General features: G+C 56.1%; 15 protein-coding genes. 3 read left to right on the forward strand and 12 right to left on the reverse strand.

Annotated features, from left to right (window positions below; all coding sequences use genetic code 11):
- Positions 1 to 9: 9 nt before the first annotated feature.
- A complete protein-coding gene (ispA, locus tag C2E15_RS05805) occupies positions 10 to 909 on the reverse strand; it encodes a (2E,6E)-farnesyl diphosphate synthase (protein WP_104956529.1) in 900 nt (299 codons plus the stop codon).
- A complete protein-coding gene (xseB, locus tag C2E15_RS05810) occupies positions 909 to 1,151 on the reverse strand; it encodes an exodeoxyribonuclease VII small subunit (RefSeq protein ID WP_085067726.1) in 243 nt (80 codons plus the stop codon). Before xseB ends, ispA begins: the two co-directional genes overlap by 1 nt.
- A gap of 232 nt (positions 1,152 to 1,383) precedes the next feature.
- On the opposite strand from xseB, the gene thiI reads away from it, so the two are divergent.
- A complete protein-coding gene (thiI, locus tag C2E15_RS05815; RefSeq protein ID WP_104956530.1) occupies positions 1,384 to 2,832 on the forward strand; it encodes a tRNA uracil 4-sulfurtransferase ThiI in 1,449 nt (482 codons plus the stop codon).
- A 67-nt stretch (positions 2,833 to 2,899) separates the two neighbouring features.
- Here thiI and yajL read toward each other — a convergent pair whose 3' ends face one another.
- Positions 2,900 to 3,496 (reverse strand): protein deglycase YajL, encoded by a 597-nt coding sequence (gene yajL, locus C2E15_RS05820; RefSeq protein ID WP_104956531.1) that lies wholly within the window; start codon positions 3,494 to 3,496, stop codon positions 2,900 to 2,902.
- Complete coding sequence (gene panE / locus C2E15_RS05825; RefSeq protein ID WP_104956532.1) at positions 3,450 to 4,370, reverse strand: 2-dehydropantoate 2-reductase; 921 nt, start codon at positions 4,368 to 4,370, stop codon at positions 3,450 to 3,452. The genes yajL and panE overlap by 47 nt, the downstream gene beginning before the upstream one ends.
- A 120-nt stretch (positions 4,371 to 4,490) precedes the next feature.
- On the opposite strand from panE, the gene C2E15_RS05830 reads away from it, so the two are divergent.
- A complete protein-coding gene (locus tag C2E15_RS05830; protein ID WP_104956533.1) occupies positions 4,491 to 4,982 on the forward strand; it encodes a YajQ family cyclic di-GMP-binding protein in 492 nt (163 codons plus the stop codon).
- A 213-nt stretch (positions 4,983 to 5,195) separates the two neighbouring features.
- On the opposite strand, the gene C2E15_RS05835 is transcribed toward C2E15_RS05830, so the two are convergent.
- The 8 genes from C2E15_RS05835 to C2E15_RS05870 form a co-directional block, all read right to left on the reverse strand.
- Positions 5,196 to 6,560, reverse strand: coding sequence for an MFS transporter (locus tag C2E15_RS05835; RefSeq protein WP_104956534.1), 1,365 nt, complete (start codon positions 6,558 to 6,560; stop codon positions 5,196 to 5,198).
- Positions 6,561 to 6,686: 126 nt separating this feature from the next.
- Positions 6,687 to 7,574, reverse strand: a complete 888-nt coding sequence (cyoE, locus tag C2E15_RS05840; protein ID WP_104956535.1) for a heme o synthase — start codon at positions 7,572 to 7,574, stop codon at positions 6,687 to 6,689.
- Between the two features lie 13 nt (positions 7,575 to 7,587).
- Positions 7,588 to 7,923, reverse strand: a complete 336-nt coding sequence (locus C2E15_RS05845) for a cytochrome o ubiquinol oxidase subunit IV (protein WP_038627612.1) — start codon at positions 7,921 to 7,923, stop codon at positions 7,588 to 7,590.
- Complete coding sequence (locus tag C2E15_RS05850) at positions 7,923 to 8,537, reverse strand: cytochrome o ubiquinol oxidase subunit III (RefSeq protein ID WP_425438030.1); 615 nt, start codon at positions 8,535 to 8,537, stop codon at positions 7,923 to 7,925. Before C2E15_RS05850 ends, C2E15_RS05845 begins: the two co-directional genes overlap by 1 nt.
- The gene (cyoB, locus tag C2E15_RS05855; protein WP_104956537.1) at positions 8,537 to 10,519 is read right to left on the reverse strand and encodes a cytochrome o ubiquinol oxidase subunit I; all 1,983 of its coding nucleotides are present in this window, start codon (positions 10,517 to 10,519) and stop codon (positions 8,537 to 8,539) included. Before cyoB ends, C2E15_RS05850 begins: the two co-directional genes overlap by 1 nt.
- A 4-nt stretch (positions 10,520 to 10,523) precedes the next feature.
- Complete coding sequence (gene cyoA, locus C2E15_RS05860; RefSeq protein WP_104956538.1) at positions 10,524 to 11,450, reverse strand: cytochrome o ubiquinol oxidase subunit II; 927 nt, start codon at positions 11,448 to 11,450, stop codon at positions 10,524 to 10,526.
- Positions 11,451 to 11,889: 439 nt separating this feature from the next.
- Positions 11,890 to 13,371, reverse strand: a complete 1,482-nt coding sequence (gene ampG, locus C2E15_RS05865; RefSeq protein WP_104956539.1) for a muropeptide MFS transporter AmpG — start codon at positions 13,369 to 13,371, stop codon at positions 11,890 to 11,892.
- A 52-nt stretch (positions 13,372 to 13,423) separates the two neighbouring features.
- Positions 13,424 to 14,002: a lipoprotein gene (locus C2E15_RS05870; protein ID WP_104956540.1), complete on the reverse strand. Its 579-nt coding sequence runs from the start codon at positions 14,000 to 14,002 to the stop codon at positions 13,424 to 13,426.
- Between the two features lie 278 nt (positions 14,003 to 14,280).
- Between C2E15_RS05870 and bolA the strand changes: the two genes are divergently transcribed.
- A complete protein-coding gene (gene bolA, locus C2E15_RS05875) occupies positions 14,281 to 14,595 on the forward strand; it encodes a transcriptional regulator BolA (RefSeq protein ID WP_104956541.1) in 315 nt (104 codons plus the stop codon).
- Positions 14,596 to 14,737 lie beyond the last annotated feature (142 nt).

A 14,737-nucleotide genomic window follows, 5' to 3' on the forward strand; every position in this document is an offset into this window, starting at 1 on the left:
TCGTGGAGGTTATTTATCACGTTCGATTACGAAGCTTGCCAGGGCTCGCAGCGTGGTCGTATCCAGGGAAAGCGCGGCCAGCCGATCCAGCGCGTCCAGCGCTTCCTGATACAGCGCCTGGGCTTTCTGACGGGCGTTATCCAGCCCCATTAACGCCGGGTAGGTGCTTTTTCCCAACTGCTGATCGGCGCCCTGTTGCTTACCGGTGACGGCGGTGTCGCCGACCACATCCAGGATGTCGTCCTGCACCTGAAAAGCCAGGCCGATGGCGTTCGCATAGCGGTCCAGCAGCGGCAGCGCATCGCGCCCGCGTTCGCCCGCCGCCAGCGCGCCGAGACGCACCGCGGAACGGATCAGCGCGCCGGTTTTATGGCGATGAATCGCTTCCAGCGCCGCCAGGTCGATCTGTTCGCCTTCCGCCGCCAGATCCAACGCCTGGCCGCCGCACATGCCGGCCACGCCGCTCGCCTGGGCCAGCTCGGAAATCATCGCGATGCGGTCCTGCGGCTGTACGTTGCGCATCGGCGCATCGGCAAGAATGGAGAAGGCCAGCGTTTGCAACGCGTCGCCCGCCAGGATAGCGGTATCCTCGCCAAATTTAATATGGCAGGTGGGCTGCCCGCGGCGCAGGCTATCATCATCCATGGCGGGGAGATCATCATGAATCAATGAGTAGGCGTGAATACATTCAACGGCGGCGGCGGGGGCATCAAGACTCTCGGCGTCAACGCGCAGCATATCGCCGACGACATACACCAGAAATGGCCGCAGCCTTTTACCGCCTAATAATGCCCCATATTGCATGGCATTAACCAGAGGAGAACTCTGAAAGGGCAGGGGAGAAATAAAGCGCGCCAGCGCGCCGTTCACCCGATCGTGATAGTGGGCGAGCAGTTGAGCAAAATCCATTATTCAGCGTCCGGCGTGAAAGGCGTCAGGGCAGCGTCTTTATCATCGTTAAGCAGGATCTGTACGCGCTGCTCCGCCTGCTGCAGCGTCTTTTGCCCGACCTTAGCCAGTTGCACGCCGCGCTCAAACTCATTCAGCGCCTCTTCCAGCGGCAGATCGCCACTTTCCAGACGGGTGACTATCTGCTCCAGCTGCTGCAGGGAAGTTTCAAAACTGATGGGCTGTTCGGCTTTTTTTGGCATAGTGATTTTTGGCTCACAGGTTTTTTGTCTTATAGCAATCGGACATGGTAGCCGACTCGAAATGATTAGCAAAATAATGATAGAGCATGGCAGTAAAACAGGCAGCCCGCAGACAAAGGTGATATACTGTCGCGCCTCGGAAGCAAAGGACACTAGTTACTTTGCAATTCATTGATTTTATCAGTTAAGTGTCGCCTTTTTTAGCACTTAATTGTCTCAGAGCTGCGCTGTCATGAAGTTTATCATTAAATTGTTTCCTGAAATCACCATCAAGAGCCAGTCGGTGCGCTTGCGCTTTATCAAAATCCTTACGGGCAATATTCGCAACGTATTAAAGGATCTTGATGAGACGCTGGCGGTGGTGCGTCACTGGGACCACATCGAAGTCCGCTCTAAAGATGAAAGCCTGCGTGAAACCTTTATTGATGAGCTAACGCGCATTCCCGGTATTCATCACGTCCTGGCGGTAGAAGATCGCGTCTGGACCGATATGCACAATATTTTCGAACAGGCGATGGCGGTCAACCGCGAGCGGCTGGAAGGAAAAACCTTCTGCGTGCGCGTGAAGCGTCGCGGCCAGCACCCGTTCAGCTCGCAGGATGTGGAGCGTTACGTCGGCGGCGGGCTGAATCAGCATATCGCCAGCGCGCAGGTTAACCTCTCTAACCCGCAGGTTACCGTCAATCTGGAGATTGAAAACGATCGCCTGCTGCTGGTGACCGGCCGTTATGAGGGCCTGGGAGGCTTCCCGATCGGCACTCAGGAAGATGTGCTGTCGCTGATCTCTGGCGGCTTCGACTCCGGCGTCTCCAGCTATATGCTGATGCGTCGCGGCTGCCGTGTACATTACTGCTTCTTCAACCTGGGCGGCGCCGCGCATGAGATCGGCGTCCGTCAGGTAGCGCACTATCTGTGGAATCGTTTCGGCCGCTCGCACCGCGTGCGTTTCGTCGCCATCAATTTCGAACCGGTTGTGGCGGAGATTCTGGAGAAGGTGGACGACGGCCAGATGGGCGTGGTACTGAAGCGCATGATGGTGCGCGCCGCCTCGCAGATCGCTGAGCGCTACGGCGTGCAGGCGCTGGTGACCGGCGAAGCGCTCGGCCAGGTTTCCAGCCAGACGCTGACCAACCTGCGGCTGATCGATAACGCGTCTGATACGCTGATTCTGCGTCCGCTGATTTCGCACGACAAAGAACATATCATCAATCTGGCGCGCCGCATCGGCACCGAAGATTTCGCCCGCACCATGCCGGAATATTGCGGCGTGATTTCCAAAAGCCCGACGGTGAAAGCGGTGAAGGCGAAGATTGAGGCGGAAGAGGACAACTTCGATTTCGCGGTGCTGGATCGCGTGGTGCAGGAAGCCACTAACGTCGACATCCGCACCATCGCTGAACAGACGCAGGAAGAGGTGACCGAGGTGGAAACCGTGGCCTCCTTCTCCGCTAATGATGCGCTGTTGGATATCCGTTCGCTGGATGAGCAGGAAGATAAGCCGCTGAAGGTCGACGGTATTGAGGTTACCTCGCTGCCGTTTTATAAGCTGGGCACCCAGTTCGGCGACCTCGACCAGAGTAAAACCTGGCTGCTTTACTGCGATCGCGGCGTAATGAGCCGCCTGCAGGCGCTCTATCTGCATGAACAGGGCTTTAAAAACGTGAAGGTCTACCGCCCGTAGCCTTCGCGAATCAGGCCAGCCGCCAGGCTGGCCTTTTTTATCGCCGCCGCTCAGTCCGCCGCGTCATTTACTCGCGATAGTCGTAAATACCTGCCGCCAGCACCAGCTGCGAGGCGACCTCCGCCGCTTTCTCTTTTCCCACCAGCAGGTCGATAAGCTTCAGCGCAAAATCCATTGCCGTGCCGGGCCCCTGGCTGGTCAGCAGGTTGACGCGCGGATCCCAGACCACACGCTTCTCCACCCATTTATCGTCCGGAATGGTCTCTTTCAGGCCGGGAAAGCCGGTCATATTGCCGATGGGAAACAGATCGTGCGGCACCAGCACCGTGCCGGCGGCGGCGCAGATAGCCGCTACGATGCGCCCTGACAGATGAAACTGCTGTACCGCCTCCACCAGCAGCGGGCTATCGTGAAACGCCTGCGCCCCTTTCAGGCCGCCCGGCAGCACGATAGCGTCATAGTCGTTGTCCGCCACGTCCACCAGCAGCGCATCCGCCAGCAGCGTCACGCCGCGCGAGCAGACGATCTGCCGATCGCCGTCGCCGTTAACGCTGGCCGTTGTCACGGTAATGCCGGCGCGCACCAGCAAATCGATCACGGTGACCGCTTCGATCTCCTCAGTGCCATGTGCCAGGCAGACCAGCGCCGATACGTTCGCGCTCATAATTTTGCTCCTTTCGCTTAATCTGTTCGTACAGCCGGGTATTCTCCGGGACGGCGATGCCCTGCGCCCGCGCCCGCTGCAGTAAATAGCCGGTGATATAGTCAATTTCCGTACGGCGCTGGGCGCGCACGTCCTGCAGCATCGACGAGACATTCTGCGCGGTGCTGGCGATAACCGCAGACACATAGTCCTGCAGCTGCCGGGCGCTGGTATGCACCCCTTCGCGTTCCATCACCGCCGCCACTTCGTCGCACAGGCGGGCGATCTGCTCCGGCCAGGCGATCAGCTCGCCGTTCAGGCAATCATTTAGCGCGCTAAGCGGATTGATCACGCAGTTGGCTGCCAGCTTCTGCCAGCAGGCGGCCAGCACGTCGTTGTGCCAGGCGACATCGGGCAGCGCCTGGTGCAGCATTTCTGCCAGATCGCTGAGCGCACCGCTTTCCGGCGAGCCGGGGCCGATATGGGTAATGCCGCCGGCAACATGCACGATGACCGTACCATCGCGTTTCGCCGCATGGGTGGTGACGCCGCGCAGCAGCGGCTGGGGTAAGCCGCGCAACTCCTCCAGCGTGCCCATGCCGTTATGCAGCAGCAGGATCGGGCACGGCTCCGGTAGCAGCGCCTGGATATTTTTAACGGCGCCCGACACCTGCCAGGCCTTAAGGGTAACCAGCAGCAGCTCGCTGCTGCCGAGAAACAGCGGATCGTTGGCGATAAAGGTTTTGTTGATGGCGGAACCATCAAGATCGATAAGGTTAACCGAGCAGTAGGGCTGCGGTACGCGCAGCCAGCCCTGCACCTCGTGGCCCTGTCGATCGAGCGCCGCCAGCCAGAGCTGGCCCAGCACGCCGCAGCCGAGTACCGTAATTTTCATGCGTCCTCCCGCAGGCGCTTACCGGCGAGTTAATTGAGTATAGCTGTGCATACGGGCTGTTTTCTTTGCCGCGCACAAGCAGGTATTATGCATGTCACTTTGGAGTCTGGAGAAAAAATTATGCCATCTTTCGATATCGTTTCTGAAATCGACATGCAGGAAGTGCGAAACGCCGTTGAAAACGCCAACCGCGAACTCTCAACCCGCTTCGATTTTCGTAACGTCAGCGCCAGCATTGAGCTGAATGAAAAAGCGCAGACCATTAAAGTGACCACCGAGTCCGATTTTCAGGTTAAGCAGCTGGTAGATATCCTGCGGGAAAAACTGCTCAAGCGCGGCATTGAAGGCGCGGCGCTGGAAGTGCCGGAGCAGATCGAGCATAGCGGGAAGAGCTGGAGTCTCGATCTTAAAATGAAGCAGGGCATTGAGGCGGATATGGCGAAGAAAATCGTCAAGCTGATCAAAGAGAGCAAAATCAAAGTTCAGCCGCAAATTCAGGGCGAAGAGGTGCGCGTTAACGGTAAGTCGCGCGACGACCTGCAGAGCGCCATTGCGCTGATTCGCGGCGGCAACCTGGGGCAGCCGTTCCAGTTTAAGAACTTCCGCGATTAATTACTGCGGCGGCAGAATGCGGCCTTCAGATAAGGGCAGGGCGCCCGCGCAGCAAGGCCACTCCGATCGTAAAGACGCAAAACGTCCTCCCTGACGGCTCGGCCCGCGCTATTTCTGGCGCGGGCCGCTTTCCTTCCCGGTCTGCTCTTCCTGCGCCTTAAGCAGCAGTAAAGTCTGAAGGCCGCACCGTGCGGCATCCGCACGATATCTTCCTCAGGCACTGGCGATAAGCGCTTCCAGCTCCACCCGGTTAGTAACCTTGCTGTCGATTTTGACATAGGCGCTGCGCTCTTCCGGCACGATAAACACCGATGAAACGCCGGGCTGCGCCTTTAGCTTCTGCTCCAGACGCGTGTCGTTAAGCGCGTTGTCATCCAGCACGATACGCAGGCTGCTGACATAGGGCGGCTCCTGCATGGTGGTGCTGAGCAGCAGCCACAGCGTCGCCACCACCGCACCCAACAGAAACACCGTCTGGGCATCAAAGCTGTCGAATACCCAGCCGCCGAGGCTGCCGCCGATCGCCACGCCGAGGAACTGGCTGGTGGAGTAGATGCCCATCGCCGTGCCCTTATAGCCCGCCGGCGACTCTTTACTGATCAGCGACGGTAAAATCGCTTCCATGAGATTGAAGGCGAGGAAGAAGAGCTGCACGCCGATCGCCAGCGTCCAGAAATGGCTGCCGGCGCCCCATAACACGATCTCCGCAATCAGAATCAGCGCGACGCAGGAGACAAACACCCGCTTCATGCGGCGTTTCACTTCGGCATAGATAATGAAGGGCACCACGGCGACAAAGGCCACCAGCATTGTCACCAGATAGACTTTCCAGTGCTGCTCCGCCGGCAAGCCCGCCTGCTCAAACTGGCCGGGCAGGGCGACGAAGCTCGACATCAGCAGAATATGCAGACAGAGAATGCCGATATTCAGCTTCAGCAGACGCGGCTGCATCAGCACTTCGCGAATACTGCCCTTCACCATACCCGATTCGCGGTTCAGCACATGATGCGGCGCATTGGGAACCACCAGCAGGGTGATCACAATGCCGCAGCTGGCCAGCACGGCGATCATCCAGAACAGCGCATGCAGGCCAAGCGCATGGGTAATAATCGGCCCCAGCACCATCGCAATGGCGAAGGTGATGCCGAAGCTGATGCCGATAAAGGCCATCGCCTTGGTGCGGTTCTGTTCGCGCGTCAGGTCGGAGAGCAGCGCCATTACCGCCGCGGCGATAGCGCCAGAGCCTTGCAGCGCGCGGCCGAGGATCACCCCCCAAATCGAGGTGGTGCTGGCGGCGATTACGCTGCCCAGCACAAAGACCAGCAGGCCGCCGACAATCAGCGGCTTGCGCCCGATGCGGTCCGAAAGCAAACCGAACGGGATCTGGAAAATCGCCTGCGCCAGGCCATAAATGCCGATCGCCAGACCAATCAACGCTTCGCTGGCGCCCTGTAACGCCATGCCATAGGTCGTCAGCACGGGCAAGACCATAAACATGCCCAGCATGCGTAACGAGAAAACGGTGCCTAAACCCCAGGTTGCTCGCAGTTCAACCGGTGTCATTTTATTATCGTTCATTACAACCTCAGTATTATCACTGACAATATTTTAAGGAGTGGGGCAGGGCGGGTAAAACAGAAGTGTTTAAGCAGTCGTAACAAAAAGAAAGGGCGCAAGAAGCGCCCTTAGTGATGTAGCTTGCGGTTAGCGTACGTAGGTCAGTAGATTCTGTGAAGCCGGGGCCATAAAGTCCACCGACATCATCACGCTCAGCGCGGTAATGGCGACAATGGAGAACACAAACAGCTTACGAGCCCAAACGCGATCGTTTGAGGTTTTGTAACCTGAAAGTGCCATGCCCAGCCACCACACGCTTACTGCCGCCGCAACCACCAGATATTTGTAGCCAGCGTAGCCGCCCAGTGACAGCATCAGCGTCGCGATCATAAACGCCAGGATGTAGAGCGTAATATGGTTTTTCGCCACGGAGATGCCTTTTACCACCGGCAATACCGGAATGTTCGCTGCCTGGTAATCTTTAAAGCGGAAGATAGCAATCGCATAGGAGTGCGGCATCTGCCACAGGCTAAAGATGGCCAACAGGATCAGCGCGCCAGCGTCAAACTCGTTAGTCACCGCGCAGTAGCCGATAACCGGCGGCGCTGCGCCGGAAAGACTACCAATCAGCGTACCGTAGACTGATTTACGCTTCATATAGAGGCTGTAAATGCCGACGTATACCACGAAGCCCATCACCGCCAGCCACATGGCCAGCGGGTTTGCTCCGAAATACAGCAACGCAAAGCCAGCAATACCTAATGCGGTTGCATAAACCAGGGTTACTTTCGGAGAGATGAGGCCTTTAACCAGCACTCGATTCTTGGTTCTCTCCATTTTTCTGTCGATGTCGCGGTCGATAAAGTTGTTATAAACACAACCTGATGCGACCACCAGCGAGACACCAACGAGGGCGGTGAGAAACAGGGTGTAATCAATGCTGCCTTTTGACGCCAGCAGAAAACCCCCGATAACAGAAATTAAATTCCCGAAAATAATTCCTGGTTTTGTTACTTGCAGGTATTGCTTAATCATTACGCGCGACTCTTTAGTGGGACATCATCATGTTGTAGTTGAGGTTCCACATGATCCACAGCGAGCCGACGACGACAATCAGGATAATGATGGCGGCGAAGACAATCGCCACCATATTCCAGCCGCCTTCAGATTTGGTATCTAAGTGCAGGAAGAAGCCCAGGTGAACCAGCACCTGAACTACCGCACACACCAGAACCACGCTGAGAATGGTGCCATGCGAAGCGCCGCCATCCATTACCATCCAGAACGGGATCCCCGTCAGGATGACAGAAAGGATGAAGCCGATCATGTAGGACTTCACGCTACTGTGAGGAGTTACGCCATGTTGGTTAGCAGAATGACTCATTACATGACCCCCATCAGGTAGACAATGGTAAATACGCAGATCCAGACCACATCCAGGAAGTGCCAGAACAGGCTCAGGCACATAACGCGGGTGCGGTTGGTCTCGGTCAGACCATTTTTCGCCAGCTGGAACATCAGGACCAGCATCCAGATCAGACCACAGGTAACGTGCAGACCGTGGGTGCCTACCAGCGTAAAGAAGCCGGACAGGAAGCCGCTGCGATCCGGGCCGAAGCCTTCTGCGATCAGGTGATGGAACTCATAGATTTCCATCGCGATAAAGCCGAGGCCGAGCAGGAAGGTCAGCGCCAGCCAGCGGTTAACCGCGCCTTTGCTGCCGTTGTTCATGCCGATAACGGCCATACCGTAAGTAATGGAACTCAACAGCAGCAGTGCGGTTTCGCCCAGTACGAACGGCAGTTCGAAGATGTCTTTACCTGCCGGGCCACCGGCAGTGTTGTTGACCATAACTGCATAGGTCGCAAACAGCGTTGCGAAGATAATGCAGTCGCTCATCAGGTAAATCCAGAAGCCAAAGATTTTATTGGCTCCAGCATCGTGGTGATGCCCATGCTCCGCATGGGCGTCGTGCTGTTTAGACAGTGTTTGTGCCATTATTTCAGACCTGCTTTGCTGATATCTTTGAAGTGCTGATTTTCAATTTCTTCGATCTCTTTGACCGGAACATAGTAATCAACGTCTTCGTCGAAGCTCTTAACGACCCAGCTCACAATCATCGCGACAAACGACAGACCCAGCAGCCACCAGATGTGCCAGATGGCGGCGAAACCAAAGATAGTGGCGAACAGGGCGATAATCAGACCTGCACCGCTGTTTTTCGGCATATGGATCTCTTCGTAATGCGCAGGCTGCTTGTACGCTTCGCCTTTTTCTTTCATTTCCCAGAAGGCATCGCGCTCATTGATGTGCGGAACCACTGCGAAGTTATAGAACGGCGGCGGAGAGGAGGTTGACCACTCCAGCGTACGGCCGCCCCACGGGTCACCGGTCAGATCGCGGTTTTCGTGACGGTCGCGTACAGATACCCAGAACATGATCAGCTGGCAGAGAATACCCAGCGCGATCAGGCCAACACCAACGGCGGCCACAACCAGCAGCGGATGGAACTGCGGATCGATATCCTGGCTCAGACGACGGGTCATGCCCATGAAGCCCAGCGCGTACAGCGGCATAAAGGCAACGAAGAAGCCGATAATCCAGAACCAGAAGGCGCGTTTACCCCAGGTTTCGTTCAGGGTGAAACCAAACGCTTTCGGGAACCAGTAGGTTACGCCAGCCATACAGCCGAACACCACTCCACCGATAATAACGTTATGGAAGTGCGCGATCAGGAACAGACTGTTGTGCAGAACGAAGTCGGCACCCGGAACCGCCAGCAGAACACCGGTCATACCCCCAACGGAGAAGGTGACCAGGAAGCCTACGGTCCACAGCATGGCAGAGTGCATCTGAATGCGGCCCTGGTACATGGTGAACAGCCAGTTGAAGATCTTAACGCCGGTCGGGATGGCGATAATCATCGTCATAATGCCGAAGAAGGCGTTAACGTTCGCGCCCGCACCCATGGTGAAGAAGTGGTGCAGCCAAACGATAAAGGACAGAATGGTAATAACCACGGTCGCCCACACCAGAGAGGTGTAGCCGAACAGGCGTTTTTTCGAGAACGTCGCGACCACTTCTGAGAACACACCGAAAACCGGCAGAACCAGAATGTACACTTCCGGATGGCCCCATACCCAGATCAGGTTGACATACATCATCATGTTGCCACCCATATCATTGGTAAAGAAATGGAAGCCCAGATAACGGTCAAGGGTCAGCAGCGCCAGCGTGACGGTCAGCACCGGGAACGCGGCGATGATCAGTACGTTAGTACAGAGAGACGCCCAGGTGAACACCGGCATTTTGAACATGGTCATGCCCGGGGCACGCATTTTCAGGATAGTAACGAAGAAGTTAATACCCGTTAATGTCGTACCGATACCGGAAAGCTGCAGGCTCCAGATCCAGTAATCAACCCCGACGCCCGGACTGTATTCAGCCCCTGACAGTGGCGGATAAGCCAGCCAACCGGTCTGCGCGAACTCACCTACGCCCAGAGAAAGGTTAACCAGGATCACGCCGACAGCGGTGAACCAGAAGCTCAGGTTGTTAAGGAAAGGGAACGCCACGTCGCGCGCGCCGATCTGCAGAGGAACAGCGATGTTCATCAGACCAACAACGAACGGCATCGCTACGAAGAAGATCATGATAACGCCGTGGGCGGTAAAGATCTGATCGTAGTGATGAGGCGGCAGGAAGCCTGCTTCCCCGGCAGAGGCCAGCATCTGCTGACCACGCATCATGATGGCGTCGGCAAAGCCACGAATTAACATGACGAATGCCAGGATCACATACATGATACCCAGTTTTTTGTGGTCGACTGAGGTCAGCCATTCCGTCCACAAATATTTCCACTTACCGAAGTAAGTCAGCGCAGCAGCAAGGGCCAGACCACCAAGAATGATGGCGGCCACCGTAATCATGATAATCGGCTCATGATACGGCACTGCATCCAGTGTTAATTTTCCGAACATCGTATTATTCCTCGGCTCCCGCGTGAGAGGCTTCACTCATGTCCATGCCTTCATGACCTGACATGTCCATCTTCCCGTGGCTCATCTTGAATTTGCCAATAATCTGCTTGAACAATTCAGGATTCGCGTTGGAGAAGTACTCAACCGGATGGTTTTCGCTTGGCGCTGCCAGTTTCTCGAATTCATCCATGGTGGTTAAGGTATTCGGTGCCTGTTTGACTTTCGCTACCCACTGCTCAAAACCTGCCTGATCGGGGGTGGCAATCGCCTGGAACTTCATTCCTGAGAAACCGCGGCCGCTAAAGTTAGACGACATACCGTTGAAGGTACCCGCCTCGTTGGCGATCAGGTGCAGTTTGGTCTGCATGCCCGCCATGGCGTAGATCTGGCTGCCAAGGGTCGGAATGAAGAAGGAGTTCATGACGGAGTTGGAGGTGATCTTGAAGCTCACCGGAGTATTTTTCGGGAACGCAATTTCGTTAACCGTCGCAATACCCTGTTCCGGATAGATGAACAGCCATTTCCAGTCCAGCGCCACAACATCGATCTCAACCGGCTTCACGTCAGAAGCAAGCGGCTTGCCTGGCTCCAGAGCGTGGGTCGATTTCCAGGTCAGCACGCCAAGGAAGAGAATGATCAGGATCGGAACGGTCCAGACCACCGCTTCCACTTTATTGGAGTGGGACCAGTTAGGGCTGTATTTTGCATTTGTGTTGGACGCACGATATTTCCATGCGAACACCACGGCCATCAGAATTGCGGGTATAACGACGATCAACATCAAGCCGAAGGCTGTCAGTATCAGCGAACGTTGCTCCATTGCAATCTGTCCTTTGGGATTTAACAACGCACTATCACAGCCACTTAACAATAAAGTGCCTGCAATTAATGACAAAATCCCCAAACTTTTATTGTATTTCCTGAGTCTCATTTAACGACCTCAATGACAAGGGCTCTATTGTCGTTTAAGTGTGGCGGCATTTTACGGGAAGGTTTATGCAGTGTAAACCAGCTTAAGAACGTGTCAGAAGGGTGTTGACACCTTTTGCCAAGGGTGTCACATCTGTTGCAGAAGGTGACAAATTATTAATGGAGACAGGTGTTTGGGTTAATATAACGAAAAAAGATGACGCTAACAGGTTGTAGGAAGGGATGAATCTAAACAACGTAATCAAGCCTCAATAGTTTAACAATTTTGTATCATTTGGGTGATAACTATTAAACATAAATAATTACGCACCGTTTTTTAATATTAGACAGAGTTTGTTAAACCGGCTGGATAATTTTTTTGCCCGCAAACGGACAATATAATTTACAGGCGGAGATTATTTTAACCACCGGACGGCCTCCTAATTTCTCGCCGTCCGGTTTTATTTGCTCTGGTCCGCTTTGCGCTGCGCCAGATAGTCAAGCAGCGTGCCGGCGAATATACCCAGCAGCATGATGACGCAGCCGGCGTTAAATAACGCGTAGAGCGGTATTTCGCGTGCGAACAGACCACTGGCGTTCAGCGCCAGCGCCAGCAGCCAGAGCGCCAGCAGCGCGGCGCCGCCCGCCAGCAGACGCAGCGCCCAGCGGTAGCCGGACGCCCAGTGCCGGCGCGGCGCGAAATGTTGCGTCTGCTGCGACGCTAACAGACTCTGTTTACTGGCGGCCAGCAGCAGCAGCCCCGGCAGCGCGGCGATCACCGAAAACATGTAAAAGGTGGGCCAGTCCCACAGCTCTACCAGCCAGCCCGCCGCCGGCCCGACATAGACGCGTCCTACCGCCGACAGCGCTGAAAGCAGCGCGAACTGCGTGGCGGAAAATGAGCGGTTGCACAGGCTCATCAACAGCGCGACAAAAGCGGCGGTGCCCATGCCGCCGCAGAGGTTTTCCGCAAACACCGCGCTCGCCATGCTCCACATATGGGGTGGCGTGACCGACAACATCCAGTAGGCGAGGTTAGAAAACGCCTGCAGCACGCCGAACAGCATCAGCGCGCGGAACAGACTCAGACGCTGCATCAATACCCCGCCGTAGAGCGCGCCGATAATGGTGGCCAGCAGACCGAGTGATTTATTCACCAGACCGACATCGCCGGCGGAAAAGCCGACGCCGCGGATCAGAAAGGTGGTGGTCAGGCTGGCGGCGAAGGCGTCGCCCAGCTTATACAGCACGATCAGTGATAGCATCAGCCAGGCGTTATCGCGGTTAAAGAAGTCGCGCAGCGGCGCGATCACCGCCTCTTCCAGCGTATGGGGCCGCGCCGCCGTATCCGCGGGCTCGCGCGCCAGCAGGGTAGCAATCAGGCCCGGCAGCATCATCAGCGCCATCAGCCAGTAGGTTGCCTGCCAGCCGAGGTAGCGATCCGCCAGCCACAGCGCCAGCCCGCCGGAAACCAGCATCGCCAGACGGTAGCCCAGCACGGTGATCGCCGCGCCGCTGCCGCGCTCTTCCGGCGGCAGAATATCGGTTTTCCAGGCATCGAAAACGATATCCTGCGAAGCGGAGCAGAAGGCGATCAGCACCGCCAGCGCCGCCAGCAGCGTTAAATGTCGCGCCGGCTCCATAAAGCCCATCAGCGCAATGGCACCGGTCAGCAGCAGTTGGGTAAGCAGAAGCCAGCCGCGCCGCCGGCCAAGAAAAGGCGGCGTATAGCGGTCCATCAATGGCGACCAGAGAAACTTAAAAACATAGGCCTGCCCAACCAGCGAGAAAAAGCCGATGGTTTTAAGATCCACGCCCTCGACGGTCATCCAGGCCTGTAGCGTGCCGGAGGTGAGCGCAAGGGGAAGACCGGAGGCGAAACCCAGCAGCAGCAGCACCGCCGCATTGCGCTGAGTAAAGATACGCAAGAGTGAATTATCCATAACTGCCTTTTTCACCAGAAGGGCCCGGCATCCTGCCGGGCCGTTGGGATGGTTAACGCGCGTTCTGCTTGATAAAGGTACTGACGCTGGTGTCCTGCGCCATATCGCTGATAACGTCGCTCAGCGTAGCGTTGACCGCTTTGGTGATCTTGTCGTTGGTGGCGTTGAACGCCCCTTCGATGCTGTAGGTCTGGCGGTAGTTCTTTACCTGCTTATTGCCGTTTTTCGCGCTGGCGATGATAGAGATATCCGCTTTAGTGGTGATGCTGTAACGCAGGTTGCCCTGAGTCACGTCGGCATAGAGGTTGTTAACCACGATCTGCAGATCGACCGCGCCGTTCGGGCCGACCATATAACCGCGCGCGGTCATCTGTTTCTCCAGCACTTCCTGCAGCAGGAAGCGCAGGTCGCGGCTTGGCGTCAGGGTCACCAGCTGGTTATCGCGGTTGACCTTCGCCAGCGCCTGATCCGCGCGCTGATCGGCGCCGTTGATGCTGACCGTCACGCCCATCAGGCCCGGATCCTGCTGAGGCAGCTGAATCGCTGGCTGTACGTCAAGCGTATTGCTGTTGTTCGCGCAGCCAGCCAGAATAAAGGCAGCCAGCAGGGGAAAAAGAAGTTTTTTTAGCATGCTTATTTTCTCATAGGTCTGAATGATGTTGCTGACAAAACAGCGGCCATCATATCATCGCCTCTCTGTGAAAAAAGCCCTGACGGCGCGTAAATTCATCATCCTGCTTGTTTTTTCAGCGTCATGCGCAGGCAGACGCCGTTGAGCCTGTTGCGCCGGCATCGTTGACAAAAGAACAAGCGGGACAGTTTTTTTCGCCCTATACAGGGAAACGGGTGAAAACCGACTAATATTTAAAGGGATGGGGCGTAGCTCTCTGCCGTAGAGGAGTGGAAGTCATGATTCGCGAACAAATAGAAGAAAAGTTAAGAACGGCCTTTCAACCGGTTCACCTGGAAGTTCATGATGAGAGTTATCGTCATAATGTGCCTGCGGGATCGGAGAGCCACTTCAAAGTGGTGATCGTCAGCGACAGCTTTGCCAACCAGCGTTTTCTGATGCGTCACCGTGCCATCTACAGCACGCTGAGCGAGGAGCTGGCGGGCAGCGTTCACGCGCTGGCGCTACACACCTACACCCTGAAGGAGTGGGAAGGCTTACAGGATACTGTGCTGGCCTCGCCGAACTGCCGCGGCGCCGGCATGCTGGCCTGATCCCCGTTTTACGCTTTTAACGAAACGGCCTGCGGGCCGTTTTCTTTTGTCTGAAATTTGTGCTTATTTGCGGCTGCGCTTCGCCATTTTTCGCTTATTTTCCGCCAAACTGCGAGCCGGTGCCCGGTTTGCGTTCTCGACG

The organism is Mixta gaviniae, from assembly GCF_002953195.1.
GTDB lineage: Bacteria > Pseudomonadota > Gammaproteobacteria > Enterobacterales > Enterobacteriaceae > Mixta > Mixta gaviniae.

What these genes read in the sequence shown, in the direction of transcription:
- ispA (WP_104956529.1), bottom strand. Translation starts at nt 909, where the DNA reads ATGGATTTTGCTCAACTGCTCGCCCACTATCACGATCGGGTGAACGGC.
- xseB (WP_085067726.1), bottom strand. Translation starts at nt 1,151, where the DNA reads ATGCCAAAAAAAGCCGAACAGCCCATCAGTTTTGAAACTTCCCTGCAG.
- thiI (WP_104956530.1), top strand. Translation starts at nt 1,384, where the DNA reads ATGAAGTTTATCATTAAATTGTTTCCTGAAATCACCATCAAGAGCCAG.
- yajL (WP_104956531.1), bottom strand. Translation starts at nt 3,496, where the DNA reads ATGAGCGCGAACGTATCGGCGCTGGTCTGCCTGGCACATGGCACTGAG.
- panE (WP_104956532.1), bottom strand. Translation starts at nt 4,370, where the DNA reads ATGAAAATTACGGTACTCGGCTGCGGCGTGCTGGGCCAGCTCTGGCTG.
- C2E15_RS05830 (WP_104956533.1), top strand. Translation starts at nt 4,491, where the DNA reads ATGCCATCTTTCGATATCGTTTCTGAAATCGACATGCAGGAAGTGCGA.
- C2E15_RS05835 (WP_104956534.1), bottom strand. Translation starts at nt 6,560, where the DNA reads ATGAACGATAATAAAATGACACCGGTTGAACTGCGAGCAACCTGGGGT.
- cyoE (WP_104956535.1), bottom strand. Translation starts at nt 7,574, where the DNA reads ATGATTAAGCAATACCTGCAAGTAACAAAACCAGGAATTATTTTCGGG.
- C2E15_RS05845 (WP_038627612.1), bottom strand. Translation starts at nt 7,923, where the DNA reads ATGAGTCATTCTGCTAACCAACATGGCGTAACTCCTCACAGTAGCGTG.
- C2E15_RS05850 (WP_425438030.1), bottom strand. Translation starts at nt 8,537, where the DNA reads ATGGCACAAACACTGTCTAAACAGCACGACGCCCATGCGGAGCATGGG.
- cyoB (WP_104956537.1), bottom strand. Translation starts at nt 10,519, where the DNA reads ATGTTCGGAAAATTAACACTGGATGCAGTGCCGTATCATGAGCCGATT.
- cyoA (WP_104956538.1), bottom strand. Translation starts at nt 11,450, where the DNA reads ATGAGACTCAGGAAATACAATAAAAGTTTGGGGATTTTGTCATTAATT.
- ampG (WP_104956539.1), bottom strand. Translation starts at nt 13,371, where the DNA reads ATGGATAATTCACTCTTGCGTATCTTTACTCAGCGCAATGCGGCGGTG.
- C2E15_RS05870 (WP_104956540.1), bottom strand. Translation starts at nt 14,002, where the DNA reads ATGCTAAAAAAACTTCTTTTTCCCCTGCTGGCTGCCTTTATTCTGGCT.
- bolA (WP_104956541.1), top strand. Translation starts at nt 14,281, where the DNA reads ATGATTCGCGAACAAATAGAAGAAAAGTTAAGAACGGCCTTTCAACCG.